The sequence below is a fragment of the Cloacibacterium normanense genome (assembly GCF_002943105.1).
Lineage (GTDB): Bacteria > Bacteroidota > Bacteroidia > Flavobacteriales > Weeksellaceae > Cloacibacterium.
The window spans coordinates 449,426-467,346 of record NZ_PTPZ01000002.1; the positions used below are offsets into that span (position 1 = coordinate 449,426).

At 33.0% G+C, this 17,921-nt stretch carries 15 protein-coding genes; 4 read left to right on the forward strand and 11 right to left on the reverse strand.

Annotated elements, in window-relative coordinates; genetic code table 11:
- Positions 1–15: 15 nt before the first annotated feature.
- Entirely contained in the window at positions 16–1,221 is a 1,206-nt protein-coding gene (locus C3729_RS05130; RefSeq protein WP_104793161.1) for an endonuclease, read from the reverse strand.
- Positions 1,222–1,473: 252 nt separating this feature from the next.
- Between C3729_RS05130 and C3729_RS05135 the strand changes: the two genes are divergently transcribed.
- Together C3729_RS05135 and C3729_RS05140 are read left to right on the forward strand one after the other, a co-directional pair.
- Positions 1,474–4,311, forward strand: a complete 2,838-nt coding sequence (locus tag C3729_RS05135; protein WP_104793162.1) for a carboxypeptidase-like regulatory domain-containing protein — start codon at positions 1,474–1,476, stop codon at positions 4,309–4,311.
- A gap of 18 nt (positions 4,312–4,329) precedes the next feature.
- Entirely contained in the window at positions 4,330–6,381 is a 2,052-nt protein-coding gene (locus C3729_RS05140; RefSeq protein ID WP_104793163.1) for a DUF5689 domain-containing protein, read from the forward strand.
- A 489-nt stretch (positions 6,382–6,870) separates the two neighbouring features.
- Here C3729_RS05140 and C3729_RS05145 read toward each other — a convergent pair whose 3' ends face one another.
- The 5 genes from C3729_RS05145 to C3729_RS05165 form a co-directional block, all read right to left on the reverse strand.
- Positions 6,871–7,341 carry a DUF6702 family protein gene (locus tag C3729_RS05145; RefSeq protein WP_069800189.1) on the reverse strand — a complete coding sequence of 157 codons (471 nt, stop codon included), beginning with the start codon at positions 7,339–7,341 and terminating at the stop codon, positions 6,871–6,873.
- Positions 7,342–7,420: 79 nt separating this feature from the next.
- A complete protein-coding gene (locus C3729_RS05150) occupies positions 7,421–8,140 on the reverse strand; it encodes a TIGR00730 family Rossman fold protein (protein WP_069800065.1) in 720 nt (239 codons plus the stop codon).
- Between the two features lie 11 nt (positions 8,141–8,151).
- The gene (locus tag C3729_RS05155) at positions 8,152–8,871 is read right to left on the reverse strand and encodes an NDP-sugar synthase (RefSeq protein ID WP_104793164.1); all 720 of its coding nucleotides are present in this window, start codon (positions 8,869–8,871) and stop codon (positions 8,152–8,154) included.
- A 30-nt stretch (positions 8,872–8,901) separates the two neighbouring features.
- Positions 8,902–9,315, reverse strand: coding sequence for an RNase adapter RapZ (locus C3729_RS05160; RefSeq protein ID WP_104793165.1), 414 nt, complete (start codon positions 9,313–9,315; stop codon positions 8,902–8,904).
- Positions 9,305–10,327, reverse strand: a complete 1,023-nt coding sequence (locus tag C3729_RS05165; RefSeq protein ID WP_104793166.1) for an aminoglycoside phosphotransferase family protein — start codon at positions 10,325–10,327, stop codon at positions 9,305–9,307. Before C3729_RS05165 ends, C3729_RS05160 begins: the two co-directional genes overlap by 11 nt.
- 55 nt (positions 10,328–10,382) lie before the next feature.
- Between C3729_RS05165 and xrtF the strand changes: the two genes are divergently transcribed.
- Positions 10,383–10,910 (forward strand): exosortase family protein XrtF, encoded by a 528-nt coding sequence (xrtF, locus tag C3729_RS05170; protein WP_104793167.1) that lies wholly within the window; start codon positions 10,383–10,385, stop codon positions 10,908–10,910.
- Positions 10,894–11,328, forward strand: coding sequence for an exosortase F system-associated membrane protein (locus C3729_RS05175; RefSeq protein WP_104793168.1), 435 nt, complete (start codon positions 10,894–10,896; stop codon positions 11,326–11,328). Before xrtF ends, C3729_RS05175 begins: the two co-directional genes overlap by 17 nt.
- On the opposite strand, the gene C3729_RS05180 is transcribed toward C3729_RS05175, so the two are convergent.
- The 5 genes from C3729_RS05180 to nadC all read right to left on the reverse strand — a co-directional run bounded on the left by C3729_RS05180 (position 11,325) and on the right by nadC (position 17,893).
- Entirely contained in the window at positions 11,325–12,332 is a 1,008-nt protein-coding gene (locus C3729_RS05180) for a cation diffusion facilitator family transporter (protein WP_104793169.1), read from the reverse strand. The genes C3729_RS05175 and C3729_RS05180 overlap by 4 nt on opposite strands.
- Positions 12,333–12,394: 62 nt before the next feature.
- Positions 12,395–13,402 carry an aspartate-semialdehyde dehydrogenase gene (locus C3729_RS05185; protein WP_104793170.1) on the reverse strand — a complete coding sequence of 336 codons (1,008 nt, stop codon included), beginning with the start codon at positions 13,400–13,402 and terminating at the stop codon, positions 12,395–12,397.
- Between the two features lie 194 nt (positions 13,403–13,596).
- The gene (locus tag C3729_RS05190) at positions 13,597–14,034 is read right to left on the reverse strand and encodes a hypothetical protein (RefSeq protein WP_104793171.1); all 438 of its coding nucleotides are present in this window, start codon (positions 14,032–14,034) and stop codon (positions 13,597–13,599) included.
- Between the two features lie 78 nt (positions 14,035–14,112).
- Entirely contained in the window at positions 14,113–16,845 is a 2,733-nt protein-coding gene (locus tag C3729_RS05195; protein WP_104793172.1) for a TonB-dependent receptor, read from the reverse strand.
- 175 nt (positions 16,846–17,020) lie between these two features.
- Complete coding sequence (gene nadC, locus C3729_RS05200) at positions 17,021–17,893, reverse strand: carboxylating nicotinate-nucleotide diphosphorylase (RefSeq protein WP_069800087.1); 873 nt, start codon at positions 17,891–17,893, stop codon at positions 17,021–17,023.
- Positions 17,894–17,921 lie beyond the last annotated feature (28 nt).

Below are 17,921 nucleotides of genomic sequence, written 5' to 3' on the forward strand. Positions count from 1 at the left end.
TTATTTATTTACAGCTTATTGAGCTGGTGTAAATTCTTTTTGTAAAACTACCAATGATGGGAAATGGTCACTGTAACCTCCTGTAAAAGTATCTCCAGCCCAAGAACGGTAAGGATAACCTTTGTATTGTCCATCTGGAGTAATCAAATAAGACGGCGCGAATACTTCAGCTTTGTAAACACTGTAATTTTTTTGAAGTGTATCAGATAAAGCATTTTTAGATACGATAATTTGGTCAAATAAGTTCGGAGCGTCTCTGTAGCCTAATGATGCTACACCACTTTTGAACATTTTATACATTAAATTATAGTAAGGTCTCTCTTCTGATAATTCTTTTTTGTCACCTACAGCACCTAAATGTTTAGTTAAACTCACATTTACCGGGTCGTCATTAAAGTCGCCCATTGCAAAAAGAAGTCTGTCTGGTTCTTCGGCTCTTATTTTATCCATTTCTGCTTTTAAAACTGCAGCAGCAGCATTTCTTCTTGGTGCAGATGCAGCTTCACCGCCGCTTCTACTTGGCCAGTGGTTCATGAAAACGGCTACTTTTTCTCCGTCTAATAAACCTTTTACCACCATCACATCTCTGGTGTAACTTCTTCTGCCTTCGTCATTATAATTTACCACTTCTTTTTTGTAAGAATCTGTTACGGTAAATCTTTTCTTTTGGTAAATTACAGCTACGTCTATTCCTCTCGCATCATAAGAATTGTAATGTACAATTCCCCATTCTACTTTGTTAAGCGCAGGTTGTTTAATTAAGTCCTGAACAACTTGTCTGTTTTCTACTTCTATTAAACCTACAATTGCGGGTAAAGTTTTGGTGTATTGATATCCTAGCTCAGAGATTACTTTTGATTCATTCGCTAGTTTAGTTTGGTAAACTTTAGAATTATAGTTTTTAGCACTTTTTGGAGTAAAATCATCTGCTAAGTTCTGGTATCTGATTACTTTTTTTCCGATAAGTAATTCGTCACTCCATTGACCTTTATATTCTTCTGTTACAGGTAAAAATTTAAGAGAATCAATTGGTACGCTTCTGTGGAAAGCAGGATTATTAATTGGTAAGGTTCCATCAATATAATCAGCAGATGGAATGGTGTCCCAAAGGTTTTCTACATTTAGGAAAGCAATAGTAGCTCTTTTAACCTGAACTTGTGGTTTTTGAGCAAATCCTATAAAGAAAATCGCTATTGCAATAAGGCTAAAATATTTTCTCATTTTATAAAATTAAAAAGTGGATTACAAATTTAAATCATTTAGTTCGAATAACGCATATAATTATTTGCAAATATATATCCAAAAAAATGCCAGATTAGCATGATATTAAACATTATTAAAAAAAATATGACAATTATTAGGTTTGATTTTTGTGAAAAAAAGATTAAAAAAAGTTAAAGTAAAGGAAATTTCACATAAATTTGTAGGTTCAATAGTTCACTATTGTAAAGAAGGAAAAAAATAAAATAAGTTATGATTAAGAAATTATCAATTATCTCAATATTTGGGATACTTTCTTTCTCAGCACTACAAGCGCAAACTACAGTTTATGCCTATCTAAAAGATGCACAAGGCAAACCAGTAGAGAATGCTGAAGTTGATTTGAGAGATTCAGACAATGATGTTACGGCTGATAAAATTGGCTATTTCCAATTGGTGGATATGAAACCGGGACATTATTCCATTACAATTTCGAAGCCGGGCTTTGAACACAAAATTATTGAATTTGATGTTTATGCAAATGAGAAGAAAAAAGATTTAGGTTCTATTTCTCTTGCTCCTTCGCTAGATATGGCAGATTTAGGAGTTATTACCATTGATGATTCTGACACTCAAGATTCTGACAATGGTAGTACTCAACCTACAGTAGGTTTGTTAAGCTCAGGTAGAGATGCTTTTGCTAATGTAGCGGCATTTGAACTAGGAGCATATTGGTTTAGACCAAGAGGTGTAGATAATCGTTTTGAAGATATTTTATTCAACGGTGTTTCTATGTCTAAAAATGATGACGGTAGAGTAGATTTCAGTAACTGGGGAGGTCTTAATGACGTAACAAGATATCCTCAAGAAAATGTAGAAAATCTTACTCCTTCAGAATTCACGTTTGGTAACTTAGGTGGTGTAACATATTACAATACTAGAGCTTCTTCTTATAGAAAAGGAACTTCATTAGCATATTCTTTTACTAATAGAAGTTATTTCCACAGAGCGATGGCTACTTATAACAGTGGACTTAATAAAAAAGGATGGGCTTATTCATTCTCTGCAAGTAGAAGATGGGCAGAAGAAGGAGTGATAGAAGGAACTTATCAAGATGCATACGCTTATTTCTTATCAGTAGAAAAAAGATTAGGAGAAAGACATGCTCTTAACTTTACAGCATTTGGTTCACCAACTTACAGAGGTTCTAACAGTCCAAATACACAAGAAGTATATGATTTAGCTGGTAAAAACTACAACTCTTATTGGGGATGGCAAGATGGAGAGAAAAGAAATTCTAGAATTAGAAACGTTTTCGAACCAGTTTTCCAAATGGCGCACTATTGGAAAATCGGAAAATCATCTAATTTAAATTCTACTTTCTCTTATCAACAAGGCGAAGATGCTAGAAGTAGATTAGATTGGTTCCATGGTGCGGATCCAAATCCAACTTATTATAGAAAATTGCCAAGCTACATTTTTGCTCCAACAACTTATGATACTAGTGATGGTGGATATAATATAACAGCAGCAGAATTTAATGCATATTTACCACTTTATGCTAGAGGAATCTATGATTGGAGACAAAATAAATCAGGACAACAAATTGACTGGGACTTTTTATATGAAGCAAACAGAAACAACCTTGAAAGAGGAGCTGTTTACACCATGGTAGAAGATGTAAATAGAGATAAAACCATTAATTTTGTTTCTCACTTTGACACCAGATTAAAAGACAATTGGAAATTAAATGTTAACTTTAACTACCAAAATCTAAGATCAGATAACTTTAGAAGAATTAAAGATTTGTTAGGTGCAGCTTATGCTAATAATCTAGATGCATTCGGTGGTGATAAGCCGTTTAATGTAGATGGAGCAAGCACTAGGGTTTACGAAGGCGATAGAACACAATATTCTTATCTTCTTAATAGAGATGTAGCAGCATTAAATATTTCTACAGAATTAGATTTAAAAAGATGGAATGTGGTATTATCTGGTTTCTCTTCATATTCAGAGTCATTTAGAGAAGGATATTTTAGAAATCATTTTTATCTAAATAATTCTAAAGGAAAAAGTGATGTTTACGATTCTCAAGACTATGGGGTAAAAGGTAAACTTACTTATAAAATTAATGGTAGAAATTTCTTAGTGGCAAACGGAGCTTATTTCACATTAGCACCTACATTGAACGAGATTTTCATTAACCCAAGAGTAAACGATTTTGTAACTCCAAACTTGCAAAACCAAGAAGTTGCTTCTTCTGATTTCAGTTACATTACAAGAGGTCAAGTTCTTAAATTAAGATTAACGGGTTACTATACCTCAATCAAAAATTCTACAGAAATTTCTAGATATTTTGCAGAAGGTATTCAGTTAGGTACAGATGCAACTGCACAAGATGCTTTCGTGGCAGAAATTTTATCAGGAATTGATAAAAAATATATGGGAGCAGAATTTGCTGCAGATGTAAAAATTACCCCTACTTTAACATCAGTTTTAGTAGTAAGCTACGGTGATTATACTATTAGCAATAATCCTACTGCGTATGTTTCAATTGATTCAGATTTATATCCTAATGGTTATGACGAAATTGGAACAGCAAAACTTAAAGGTTATAAAATTGCTGGAACTCCACAAAAAGCAGCTTCATTAAGCTTCAGATATAACTCACCTAAATATTGGTGGTTTGGTATGTCTGCAAACTATTTAATGGATCAATATTTAGATTTCTCTGCATTAAACAGAACTCCAAACTTCTACACAGATCCTACTACTGGTGATAATTACATTCACCCAGTTACAGGACAAGTGGTAACTCAGAGTGATGTAGACGCATTAAACAAACAAAAGAAATTTGATGACCAATTCATGTTAAACGCAAATGTTGGTAAATCATTCTTATTAGGCAAATATAGAATGGGATTAAGTTTAAGTGTAAACAATATCCTAAACAATAGAGATTATGTAACAGGTGGTTTTGAACAAGGTAGAAAATCTAACTTCACAGAATCATATGTAGATAATGTAATTTCACCAGTTTCATTATTTGGTCCGAAATTATGGTATGACAGAGGAACTACTTTCTTTGCTAATGTTTATTTAAGATTTTAATTTCATTAATATTAAAACATGAAAAAATATTTTTCAATTATAAGAATTTTCATTTTGTCACTTACGGTTTTCTTAACCAGTTGTGTACAAGATGATGTTTATTCGACACCAGATTTACAAGGAAAGTGTCAAGATTTAACACCTACTAAAACGATTGCAGAAGTAAAAACAGCTTTTGCAAATAACACAGCAACTATTACGGATGATATCATTATAGAAGGGTATGTCTCTTCTTCTGATGAGTCTGGGAATGTTTATAAAACGATTTATTTACAAGACGCGCCAGAAAACCCTACTCAAGGTTTAGTAGTAAGTGTAGATGCTGTAAGTACTTATACTTCTTTCCCACAAGGTTCTAAAGTATACATCAAGCTAAAAGGCTTAGCTTTTGGTAGATATGGTAACGTTTTACAAGTTGGCTATAATAATATTGATCCCATTACCAATACTCCTACTTTTGGTAGAATTCCAGAAAAATTAGTAGCAAATCATTTGGTAAGATCTTGTGCTTCTAAAGTGAAAATGGTTCCTAAAGTAATAACTTTAGCAAGTTTAACGAATACTTCTACTGTTGATCCTCTAATTGGTGCTTTAGTACAAATAAATAATGCAGAATTTCCAATCAATTTACTTTGTAATATTTATGCACCAAATGGAACTACTGTAAATAGACAAATTGTAGACCCTACCATGACTACTCCAATAAATTCTAGAGTAGTAAGAAACAGTGGTTATGCTTCTTTTGCTGCAGACCAATTACCTTCTGGAAATGGTACTTTTATAGGTATTTTAAGTAAATTTAATTCTGATTATCAATTTTTTATTAATAGAGTTTCAGATCTTAACATGAAAGGGGCAAGATTAGACGGTACTACTCCTTCTTGTACTTTCAACACTACAGGTAAAACAATGAAAACTGTTGCAGAAGTAAAAGCTTATTTCTCTGGTACTTTGGCTCAAATTCCTGATAATGCATACCTTAAAGCTCAAGTAACTGCTAACGATAAAACAGGAAACTTATTTAAATACATTTATGTAGAAGATAAAACAGGTGGTATTAGAGTAAACATAGATATGGCTTCTCTTTATGCAGACCCTAGATTCTTTGTAGGAAAACAAGTGTTAATTAATCTTAAGGATTTATATGTAGGATCTGTAAACGGTGAAGTACAATTAGGAGGCTTATTTAGTGGAAATGTAGGTAGAGTTTTACCAAACGACGTATATAAGCATTTCTTCCCAACTAATGATTTTACAGAAGTGGTAGCGACAGAAAAAACAATCGCGGGTCTTACTGATGCAGATGTAGGCAGATGGATAAAAATTAAAAACCTTCAATTCATTAATGATGATTTAGGGGAATCTTATGCTGGTGGTTCTAATACTTCTAGAACATTAGAAGATTGTTCAGGAGCTAAAATTTCTCTTACTACAAGTAGCTTTGCAAATTTTGCAAGCAGACAAATTGATAGCGGAAAAGGAGACCTTTATGGTGTATTAACCAAATATAATGGCAAGTACGAAGTTTGGATTACTAATCCACTTGGAGCAGACTTTGATGGAAATAGATGTGATGGCTCTCCAGTACCAGTTTTTGAAAATATTTTTAATGAAGATTTTTCTGGAGCATTAACCAATAACTGGACTGCTGTAAGCGTTCTTGGAGCTGCTGTTTGGAATATCCAACAGTTTGGTAATCCAAAACCATGTGTTGTAATGAGCGGAAACGGTAATGAAGACTGGTTGATTTCTAAACCTATTACACTTGCAGGATATAAAAATTACTACTTAAGTTTTGAAACTGATGGTAGAGCAAGCGTTCCTTCAAATCCGTTAGAAGTTTATGTAACAGATAACTATACAGGAAACTATGCTACTACGACTTGGACTAAACTTAACCCAATCTTAGATTCTGATTTAAGTAAGTTTGCACCATTTGTAAACTCAGGTAAATTAGATATTTCTAATTTTGCAGGTAAAAATGTGGTAGTTGCATTTAAATATACTTCTACGGCTACAGCTTCTGCAACTTGGGAGCTTGATAATGTAAAAGTAAGAGGTAGAAAATAAATCTAACTTCGCATATATATTCATAAAACAGCTTCAGAAATGAGGCTGTTTTTTTATTTACTTTGAGTAGTAAAAAACCAATCATCTAATGTTTATAATATCATTATTTTTATTCTTTTTTTAATTGTAAAGAGAAAGAATCTAGTTTTGACTCTTCTGTAAACACAGGTGAAATTTATACTACAGATTTTGAGAATAAGAAATTAAGAGATAGTTTACAAGAAAAGGCAATTTATAGCAATGATACATTAGCTTATAAACAGTTAAGAAATATTTATTATTTAAGTGGTAATGCAGATGATTTTCTCTACAATTCTATGATAATGTATAACAAGAATAATTATCAATCAGCCACAGAAGATGTAATATTTATATTGAATAGAAAAGAAGACGTAGATGTAAAAACAAAAGCATTAATTGATAATAATTTTTAAGAACAAAAAAGCCTTACAAAATCTGTAAGGCTTACTTTTATCTTTAAAATTTTTGTTAAAAAGAAACTTCGTTTACTTCTTTACCACGCATAAAGGTCATGTTTTTTTGTGAACCTTTATAAGCAATATTTACCAAGTTGAGTTGTTTAGGATAAGCTTCTAATAAAAGATTATTTTTAATTTTTAAGCTAGAAATATCAGAAACGCCATTCGCTTCGAAATATACCCAAACACTTTCTCCATTCACTTGACTTCCGGTAAACGTAAGCGCTTTGTTTTGACCGTTTACATACACGTCAAAATGGTCATTTACATATCTTTTCACTTCCGCTTCAAAAGCAGTTGTATTAGGATTAATTTTTAAAACTTCTGCTATGTGTCCAGAGTTTAATTTTGTAGTGAATTTTAGCGTTTTACTGCCTTCTACATAATCTACCTTGGTCATAGAAGAATAAAAATCTGAGAGTGTAAAACTCATCAGCATTGTGATTAAACCTATTGCGATTATTCCTATAAATTTTTTCATTTTTTTCTTATTTAATACTTTTTTCAAAGTTGTATTTTTTTCAAATGTATATAAAAAATGTCAAATCTTATGCCAAATTCTAGAAATTTACACTTACAGAGTATTTATCGTAGAAAGCTTTAATATGAGCTACTGCTTCATCTGCTGTATCTACCACTCGGAAAAGACTTAAATCTTCTTCTTTAATCAAATGATTTTTCAGCAAAGTTCCGGTAAACCAATCCAGAAGTCCGCTCCAAAATTCTGTTCCCACCAAAACGATTGGGAATCTGCCGATTTTATGTGTCTGAATTAATGTTAACGCTTCCGAAAGTTCATCTAGCGTTCCGAAACCTCCAGGTAAAACGATGAAGCCTTGAGAATACTTTACAAACATCACTTTTCTTACGAAAAAGTAATCGAAATTAATCGAGTAAGGTTTATCTATAAAAGGATTAAAATTCTGTTCAAATGGCAATTCTATGTTTAATCCAATTGATTTTCCGTTGCCTTCTCTCGCTCCTTTGTTTCCTGCTTCCATAATTCCAGGACCGCCTCCTGTAATAACACCGAAGCCGATTTCTGTAATTTTTCTGGCAATATCTACCGCCATTTGATAATAAGGATCTTCTGGTTTTAACCTTGCAGAACCGAATATAGAAACACAAGGTCCTATTTTGGCTAGTTTTTCGTAGCCATCTACAAATTCAGACATCACTTTGAAAACCATCCAAGAATCTTTGGTTACGGTTTCGTCCCAAGTTTTTTGTCTTAAACTTTCTTGTAATCTTTTATCTTCTGATGCGTTATCGTCTAGCATTTTTTTAATTTTTATTTAAAATATTTTTCTGCTTCTATCACAGATTCGGGTCTTCCTACATCTATTAATCTAGCTTCGTGCTGAAATCCTAAGATGTTATTTTCAAACATTAAATCCAAATATTCTTCCATGATAGAAAATTTTCCTCTTCTTTTTATTTTGTCAAAGATAGAAGAATTAATACAGTGTATTCCGCTGAAAGCCAATTCTTTAAAATTATTATTGAATTCTGCCATTTTGGTTTCTCCAGAATTTTTGTTCATCCAACCTTTTAAAACCATTTCTGAGTTAAAGAAAAGTTTTCGGGAAGAATTTCTGTCCGAAACTGCCAAAGTAGCTAATGGAAGATGCGTTTCGTGAAATTTTACCAATTCATGAATATTTAAATCGGTAAGAATATCAGCATTCATAATCAGGAAGTTTTCTTCGTTTTCCAGATACTTTTGAGCAAAAAGCAAGCCACCTCCAGTTTCTAGAAGTTCATCTTTTTCGTCAGAAATATCAATTTTGGCTCCAAAATGATTGTTTTTTTCTAGAAATTCTGCAATTTGTTCTCCGAAATGATGTACGTTAATCACAAATTCTGTAACTCCAAAACTTTGCAGATATTTTATATTTCTTTCCAGCAACGGAACATCATTCACCAAAGCCAAAGCTTTAGGATGGCTATCTGTAAAAGGTTTTAACCGAGTTCCTTTTCCGGCTGCGAAAATGAGCGCTTTCTTAATCATGTAGAATGAATATTGCAGATTTTACAATTGTTAATTAAGTTGAGGTTGTTCGTTATGCGTCACCGTAACATTTACCAATTCTGGATATTTTTCTTGCAAAAATTTGCCGAGTTTTATGGCGCAATACACACTTCTGTGTTGACCACCGGTACAACCAAAAGCTATTTGCAAATGGTCAAAACCACGAGCGATGTAATCATTTATGGTAATGCTTACTAAATTTTTGATGAGGTCTATAAATTGAGGCATTTCAGTTTTGGTTTCTAGAAATTCTTGAACGCCTTTATCATTGCCAGTTTGAGGTTTATATTCTTCTATTCTTCCCGGATTGAGAATTCCTCTGCAATCGAATACAAAACCGCCACCATTTCCGCTGTTGTCTACTGGTATTCCGCCTTTTTTATAAGAAAAACTGTAAATGTCTATGTTTAGTTTATTGTCCATCAATTAATTTTTGAATTTTATTTTTAGTTTCTGTTGTGTTCAGTTGTAGAATTAAATTTTTTAGTTCTGGATATTCATTCATTTCGAGTTCCGTTTTGGTGAATTCTACTAAATTTTGAATTCCCTGTTCTAAACTTGCGATAAAATGCGGTTTTCTCTGAATAATTCCTCTAAAACCATAGGCTCCTAAAACCTGAATAAAACGAATCATTTTACAATATTTCAAAGATTTTTCTAATTCATTTCTTTGTTCTAAAGGATGAAAAGAGAAGTAATATTCCAGCATTTCATTTTTGAAATTTTCAGAAAAATTGGCTTTAGCTTGGAAGAGAAAAGAAACTACATCGTAAAGAGCAGGTCCTTTCATTGCCGCTTGATAATCGATGAAAAAAACTTCGTCTTGATCATTTACCAAAATATTTCTTGCCTGAAAATCTCTTATCATCAATGATTTTGGAGCTAGATTTTCTATTTTTTCTACAATTTTTTTGAACTCTTTCAGTAAAGTAGATTTGTGATAAGGCAACTCTAGAATGTCTATCAAATAATTTTTGAAGTAGTATAAATCATGCGTAATGGGCAGTTCGTCATACTTTTCGTAATCGAAAGTTTTAGAAAGATCTATTGAATTTTGGGTCTTTTCTTGAAGTTCAAATAAATGTTTTAATGTTTGTTTGACCAAAGATTTTACTCTTTCAGATTCGCCTTCTTGAGTGATGATTTCAGAAAGTGTTTTTTCGCCTAAAAATTCCTGAATGTATAGTTTTCTTTCTTCGTTGATTTTTAAAATCTGAGGCGTATTCAACTTTAAATCTGAAAAAACTTGTGTGAAATAGAAAAACGCTTCGTTTTCTAGAAGATTTTCGTTGTAAGTAATCACGTAAGTTTCATTCGAGGATTTTCCTATGAAATTCATTCGCGCAGAACCATTTTGAGGCAATGCCAAAAATGCGGTTGCTTTTTCGCCTAAAAACTCTTCGAAAAAAAGTTGAGCTATTTCTTGATTTTTCATTACCAAGCAAATATAATAATTTGAAAAGGGATTTTTTGTGTATTTTTGTTATAATATGAAAGATTTCAAAGAAATACTGTGGGTTTTGCTTAGATTTTTGGGGATTTGGCTATTGCTATTTCTTTTGTATCAATGGTATTTGAACCAATTTTCTGGAAATATTGATGGCTTTACTAAAATTATTTCTGACCAAAGTGCTTCCTTACTGAATTTTACAGGTTATGAAACGATAACCAAAGATTTTCCAACTCATGAAACTATTCTCTTCTATATTAATGGAAAGTCTGCAACTAGAATGATAGAAGGTTGTAATGCGGTTTCGGTGATGATCATGTTTTTGGCGTTTGTTTTTGCTTTTTATAAAGGCGTAAAAACGTTTTATTTCGCTTTTTCAGGAATTGTTTTGCTCTATATTTTAAATCTTTTTAGAATTTATGTGCTGAATGTGATTGTGGTAGATTTTCCTGCTTTAACTAAACCTGCACATGATTATTTTTTTCCTGCAATTATTTATGGCGGAGTAGTGATTCTGTGGTTAATTTGGATTAATAAATTTGTCATTACCGATGAGAAAAATTCTTAATTGGCTGTTTGTTTTCGTAGGGATTTTAGGATTAATTTCTATACGTTTTTTAGAAGATAAAATTTTCTACGATCCATTTTTAGCGTTTTTCAAAGGAGATTATAAAGTAGCAATGATTCCAGATTTTGACTCGGTGAAATTAATGATAAGTCATTTGTTAAGATTTTTGTTGAATTTATTTTTCTCGGCAGTTATAGTTCATTTTATGTTTTTAAATAAAAAATGGACTTTGCAAGCTGTTGCTTTAATGACGATAGCGTTTTTATTTTTCTTCCCGATTTATCTTTGGTGTTTGTATTCAAAAATGGAAGTAGGTTATCTTTTCACGTTTTCAGTGAGAAGATTTGTCATTCAACCGGTAATTTTACTGTTGATTATTCCTATTTTTTATTACAGAAAAAAACTTGAAAAAAATTAAGGATTGTTTTCTAGACAATGTTTCGAAACTTGAGAAACGCTTTCTGGAGTCCATTCTATTTTCTTTTTAAAAGTATGAATTCTGTGCGCACATTCTAGTTGACAAATTTCGCAAGAATGCGGTTTACAATCATCCATATGGAAATTAAATTCCACGTGTCTTTCTGTTTCTGATGCTAAAGTTTTGATGATGTTTTCCATTTCTTGGTGAGATTCTCTAAGCGTATCATACCATGGAAGCGTAATGTGAGCGTCGATATGTAAACCACTTCCGTATTGTTGGATTTTCATGTTATGAATGTCAATCCATTCTTTTTTTCGGTTTTTGGCGAGAACTTCTACTACAGCTTTTAATAAATCTGGGTCTGCTTCGTCCATAATTCCACTGAGTGATTTCCTTACAATTTTGTATCCTACAAAGATGATATAAGAACCAAAAACCAAAGCTACGGCTGCATCTATCCAATAAATTTTAGTAAAATATACTAGAACTAAACTGATGACTACACCCACAGTTGTCCAAGTGTCTGATTGAAGATGTTTTCCTGAAGAAATAAGAACCACAGAATTATCTCTTTCTCCTTTTTTGATGGAAAAATAACCCATCAAATAATTGATAATGGCAGTTGCTAAGACAATGAGAATTCCATAATCTAATTTTTTTAAAGTATTGCCATGAAGCAAACTGTCCACAGCTTCTACAATAATCATAATCCCTGCAAAAATAATCAGCGAACCTTCCACACCAGAAGTTACAAACTCTACTTTTCCGTGACCATAAGGATGGTTTTCGTCTTTAGGTTGGGCTGCCAAATACAAGGAATATAATCCCATGAAAGCCGAAATAATATTCACAATACTTTCCATAGCATCTGAAAAAACAGCATCAGAATTGGTAAGATGCCATGCAATCAACTTTCCTATGAATAAAATGACACCTACTATGGCAACATTTCTCTGGAAAGTAAATTTTTGTTTGTTTTTATTGATGGTAGCGACTTCCATGTATTTAATTTTAAAAGTTTGAAGGTTCTAACAAAAAATCCCGCTTTTCGCGGGATGTTATTTTATGCTAATTGGTTTGCAATGAGATATTCTGCGATTTGTACCGCGTTCGTTGCGGCGCCTTTTCTCAGATTGTCTGCTACAATCCAGCAGTTCAGAGTGTTTGGCTGAGAAAGGTCTCTTCTGATTCTTCCTACGAAAACTTCGTCTTTTCCTTCAGAGTAGAAACACATAGGATAAACTTTATTTTCTACATCATCTTGAAGAACAACTCCTGGAGTATTAGCCAGAATATTTTTAACTTCTTCTAAATCAAAATCATTTTCGAATTCTATGTTTACACTTTCTGAGTGACCACCTTGTACAGGAATTCTCACCGCAGTTGCTGTAATTTTAATAGAATCATCTCCCATGATTTTTTTAGGTTCTTTGATGAGCTTAAGCTCTTCTTTAGTGTAATCATCTGCATCAAAAACGTCACACTGTGGCAATGCATTTTTGAAAATTTGGTAAGGATAAACGGCGTTTACTTCTACTGAACCAGGATTTACAGCATTTGCAATTTCTGCGTTCAATTGATCTACAGCAGCCTTTCCTGTTCCTGAAACCGATTGGTAAGTAGAAACGATTACTCTTTTTACTTTGTATTTTAAATGAAGAGGATTAAGAACCATCACCATTTGAATGGTAGAGCAATTAGGATTTGCGATGATTTTATCTTCTTTGGTCAAAACGTGAGCGTTAATTTCTGGAACTACTAATTTTTTGGTAGGATCCATTCTCCAAGCAGAAGAGTTGTCTATCACGGTGCAACCTACTTCTGCAAATTTAGGAGCGTATTCTAGTGAAGTAGAACCTCCTGCAGAGAAAATAGCAATTTCAGGTTTCATAGAAATCGCAGTTTCCATAGAAACGATGTCATACTGTTTACTCTTGAAAGTGATTTTCTTTCCTACAGATTTTTCTGATGCTACGGGAATTAATTCTGTAATAGGAAGGTTTCTTTCTTCCAAAACTTTCAACATAACTTGGCCTACCATTCCGGTTGCGCCTACTACTGCGATTTTCATAATTGAAATTGTTTTAAATTTTTTAAAAAGTTAAAGGTGTAAAATATTGCTTAAATCTAACATTTAATAAAATTCGTTATAAATAATCCTTTTGAAAATTGTTTAATGGAAAATTTATCTAAATTTTTTACAAAGATAGTAAAAATTATCTTTTGCAATAAAATGATTTAAATCAATTTTACACCTTTCCTTTTTTATGCTCCGAAAACTTTAGCCCAAGGAAATGCGTAGCCAAATAATAGCAATGCCAGAACTCCCATGAAAACTACTTTTAGTGATAAGGTTTCGTTCTTTTTTAAATATTTGTTGATAATGGTCAATAAAATAGCTGCCACTAACATAGAAAAAGGATGCTCTACGAAAGTTACTCTATTGTAAGAATCGCTCATTAATGTTCCGCTATCTAATGCTGCTTTTAATCCTGGAGAAAAAACAAGCATAGCAATCCCGATTAAGAATTGTAGGTGAAACAAAATCATGGTAAAAAGGGTAGATTTTTTTAATAGCTTGCTGATTTTACCAGAATAACCAAACATAGCCATCAATAATGCTACGATGAAAACTAGTGCTGCTACTAAAATTAAATAACCGAAACCTTTGTGAGCTTCTCTAATAATGTTAAATGTATCCATATTTTTTATTTGTTACAAATATAAAAAATCCCGGCAAATATAGCCGGGATTCGTGATTTATAAAATCTAAAATTGTTTTTAGAAGTTGAATGAGAATGTTGCAGCCCAAGTTCTACCAAATCCAAAGAAAACTTGGTTTTGTTGAGAAACACCGTTCCATTCTCCTGCTTGTACATAGCTTGTGTAAGAAGGGGCAGAAGAACCATAAGCTGCGTAATCAGCTGCAGAAAGGTTGCTCTGGTAGTTAGTGTTAGATTCTGCAATGTAAACTTTATCAAAAACGTTATAAACGTTTGCTCTTAGAGTAAAGTATTGCTTAGCATTAAGGTTTACCTTGTAAGATGCACCTAAATCAAAAAGTCCAAAACTAGGAAGTTTAAGAGCACCTAAGTTTCCAGCAGCTTGACTTTGGAAGTTGATAGGGTTTACGTTAGCGTATAGATTGTTAACATATCTGTATGTTCCATCTAATTTGAAGTTTTTAGCTGGTTCAAGAACGAAACCTGCAGCATAAGTATTCTGAGCAGATCCTCCTACTTTTACTTTGTCTAAATAAAGTGTGGTTCCAGCAAAGCTAGTTCCAGCGATTTCTTCGTTTGTTTCAGTGAAGTAAGTACCAGTTGCGTTTCCTTCATAATACCAATCCCCTACAGAAACCATACCTGTGAAAGATAAATATTGGTTTACTTTTACGCTACCATCTACTTCTACACCTCTGTGAATTTCAGTAATTCCAGCAATGTTAGCATATGCATTAGTAAATGTTACTCCTGGGTTGTTTGGATCTGGAATATTTAAATTACCTCTTCTTAAGAATCTATCTTTCCAAGAAGTTCTATAAACGTTCACGTTAAGGTTTACAGCAGATGAACGGAAACCATATCCTAATTCAGCACCAAAAATCTTTTCATTGGTAAGATTTGGGTTTAAGAAGTTTTTATTGTTAGGATAAACAGCGTTTAAGAAAGGTTGCTTAGAATAGTAACCGATGTTTCCAAAAACGTTATGGTGATCATTAATATTATAGTTGATTCCCCCTTTAATATTGTAACCAACTAAATTTTTGAAGCCAGTTTTAGTGTTAAGTGCTGGGTTTTTAGCAGTAGGTTGGTTAGTTGGAGATGCTAATGTTCCGTTTAATAAAGAAACACCATCTACGATAAAGTGGTCAATTCTTTGGAAACCTTGGTTAGAAACTGCACCTTGTACAAATGCTGATAAATTATCATTAGAATATTCTAACTGACCGAAACCACCATACCAAAGTACTTCTCCATCATTCCAGTAAGAAATCATATCTGCTTCTGGATCAATTTTTCCTCCAAAAGGATTCCAAGTAGGAGTAGCATCATGAGAATTTACGATAATTCTTTGACCAGTTGGGTTACTTGTAGAAATAGCGTTTTTGTTAGTAGTATCTCTGAAACCAATAGCACCTAAGAAGTCACTTGCTACTTGATAGTGGTAACCATAATAATATCTACCATCAATACCTGCAGTAAGTTTTAAGTTATCATTAATTTTTTGGTTAAAACTAGAAATAATACCAAACCAGTTATGAGAATTAATAGATGACCTTCTTATTATGCCGTCTGTAACAGTGTAAGTTTTTCCATTTGCAGGATTAGTTACAGTTCTAGGATTTCCAGCGATGTCGCTACCAGTACCAGGTCCGAAATCAGCAACTGCACCACCACTATTGTATGTAGCAATATCATCAAATCTTATTAAGCCATCTGTTGTTCTAGGTAAATTAGATGCTGTAATAGTAGAAGGAGAACCATTACTTTGAAATTTTCCATTCCAAAAACTTCCAGTATCTCCAGTACCACCACCTCTACCAAAAGAAGCATATACTACAGTGTTAAGTTTAGAAGCAGAAGAAATGTTCCAATCCCAGTTTAAAGACATTACTGGTTTGTGGTAATAGTTTCTTCTCATAGAGTATTCCTCTCCATTTAGAAGTCCCCAATCTGCGTTATATTTTCTGTTTGGATCACCACCATTTACACCACCATATTTAATATAGTTAGCGATAGTAATGAAAGATGATCTTTGGTTGTGCCATTGTGGAGCACCAGTAATGGTAAATTGGAAATCATGTTTACCGTTTTGGTAACCTAATGCCCAATAATAGTTATATCCTTCGAATTCTGTACCATTAGCATACATGTTACCAGCAGTTCTACTTAATAGGAAAGAAGTAGACCATCCTGTAGACATTTTACCGCTATTGTAAGCAAATAGAGTTTTTAAGTAATCGTCATTAGCAACACCTAAAGAAACAATTCCTCCTTGTTTTTTGTCAGCAGCTCTAGTTACTACGTTAATAGTACCACCTACAGAAGCAATAGCTAATTTAGATGAACCTAGACCTCTCTGTACTTGCATAGCAGAAGTTACATCTGATAGACCAGCCCAGTTTGACCAATATACAGCTCCGTTTTCCATGTCGTTTACAGGAACCCCATTGATCATTACCGCTACGTTTTCTTGAGCAAAACCTCTAATGTTAATTTTAGAGTCTCCAAAACCTCCACCAGATTTAGTTGCATACACAGAAGGAGTAGTGTTTAGGACTTCTGGGAATTCTTGGTTACCCAATTTCTCTACAATTTGTGCTTCTTTAATAGTAGAAACAGCAACTGGAGTTTTTCTGTCCTTTGCGATATCTGCCACCCCAGTAAGAACAACTTGTTCGATGTCTTTAGAGTTGATAGAATCTCTAGTTTTTTGCGCAAATGCTACACTAGCAGCACTTAATACAATAACCACAGAAAGTCTTGACTTTCCTAAATAGTTGATTTTCATAAAGTTATATTATTTCAAACATTGTTTTATCGCTATGCAAAATACATTATTTTTTTTTAACTAAAATTAACATAGTGTTAAAATTTTATGAAATCCATAATTTTTTATCCACAATGAAGTTTTTGATTTTCAATTTGATACAAAAAAACACGCTATTAGCGTGTTTCTATTATTTTTAATTTTTTATGGCTTTTAAACTTAAATCTATATTTTCTGCGGAATGGGTAAGTGCTCCTGCAGAAATATAAGTGACACCTGTTCTTGCGATTTCGTTTAGTTGGTCTCTTGAAATTCCTCCTGAAGCTTCAGTTTCGCATTTTCCTGCAATAATTTTCACTGCTTCTGTCATGGTTTTTACATCCATATTATCTAGCATAATTCTATCAATTCCTTTTCCAGCAAGTTTTGCAGCTTCTTCTACTTCGGCTAGATTTCTGGTTTCTACTTCTACTTTTAGTTTTAATTTATTTTTTTTGAGGTAGTCTTGCGTCATTTTCACTGCATTGGTAATGCTTCCGTTGTAATCTATGTGATTGTCTTTCAGCATAATCATATCATACAAACCATATCTGTGATTGGTTCCGCCGCCAATTGCTACTGCCCATTTTTCACAAATTCTGAAATTTGGAGTAGTTTTTCTCGTGTCAAGCAATTTGGTTTTGGTTCCTAGAAGTCTAGAGTCCCACTCATGAGTTAAAGTAGCAATTCCGCTCATTCTTTGCATGCAATTTAGCACTAATCTTTCGGTAGAAAGGATAGAACGCGCACTTCCAGTAACGATGAAAGCAATGTCGCCAACTTTTGCGTTTTCTCCATCTTTAATAAAAACCTCTACTTTTAAATCTTTGTCAAAAGTTTTAAAAATAATCTCTGCCAATTCTACACCAGCCAAAATACAGTCTTCTTTTACCAAAAGTTTAGCACTTTGTACCAATTCTTTAGGGATGGTAGAAAGAGTAGAGTGGTCACCGCTTTGAATATCTTCTTCTAAAGCAGATTTTATAAATTGTTTTAAGGCTTTATCGGTTACGTAATGTGGACGTTTCATAGATGTAAATTTCAAGTTTTTATCTGTG

Coding starts and splice junctions, on each gene's coding strand:
- C3729_RS05130 (WP_104793161.1), bottom strand. CDS start 1,221: ATGAGAAAATATTTTAGCCTTATTGCAATAGCGATTTTCTTTATAGGA.
- C3729_RS05135 (WP_104793162.1), top strand. CDS start 1,474: ATGATTAAGAAATTATCAATTATCTCAATATTTGGGATACTTTCTTTC.
- C3729_RS05140 (WP_104793163.1), top strand. CDS start 4,330: ATGAAAAAATATTTTTCAATTATAAGAATTTTCATTTTGTCACTTACG.
- C3729_RS05145 (WP_069800189.1), bottom strand. CDS start 7,341: ATGAAAAAATTTATAGGAATAATCGCAATAGGTTTAATCACAATGCTG.
- C3729_RS05150 (WP_069800065.1), bottom strand. CDS start 8,140: ATGCTAGACGATAACGCATCAGAAGATAAAAGATTACAAGAAAGTTTA.
- C3729_RS05155 (WP_104793164.1), bottom strand. CDS start 8,871: ATGATTAAGAAAGCGCTCATTTTCGCAGCCGGAAAAGGAACTCGGTTA.
- C3729_RS05160 (WP_104793165.1), bottom strand. CDS start 9,315: ATGGACAATAAACTAAACATAGACATTTACAGTTTTTCTTATAAAAAA.
- C3729_RS05165 (WP_104793166.1), bottom strand. CDS start 10,327: ATGAAAAATCAAGAAATAGCTCAACTTTTTTTCGAAGAGTTTTTAGGC.
- xrtF (WP_104793167.1), top strand. CDS start 10,383: ATGAAAGATTTCAAAGAAATACTGTGGGTTTTGCTTAGATTTTTGGGG.
- C3729_RS05175 (WP_104793168.1), top strand. CDS start 10,894: ATGAGAAAAATTCTTAATTGGCTGTTTGTTTTCGTAGGGATTTTAGGA.
- C3729_RS05180 (WP_104793169.1), bottom strand. CDS start 12,332: ATGGAAGTCGCTACCATCAATAAAAACAAACAAAAATTTACTTTCCAG.
- C3729_RS05185 (WP_104793170.1), bottom strand. CDS start 13,402: ATGAAAATCGCAGTAGTAGGCGCAACCGGAATGGTAGGCCAAGTTATG.
- C3729_RS05190 (WP_104793171.1), bottom strand. CDS start 14,034: ATGGATACATTTAACATTATTAGAGAAGCTCACAAAGGTTTCGGTTAT.
- C3729_RS05195 (WP_104793172.1), bottom strand. CDS start 16,845: ATGAAAATCAACTATTTAGGAAAGTCAAGACTTTCTGTGGTTATTGTA.
- nadC (WP_069800087.1), bottom strand. CDS start 17,893: ATGAAACGTCCACATTACGTAACCGATAAAGCCTTAAAACAATTTATA.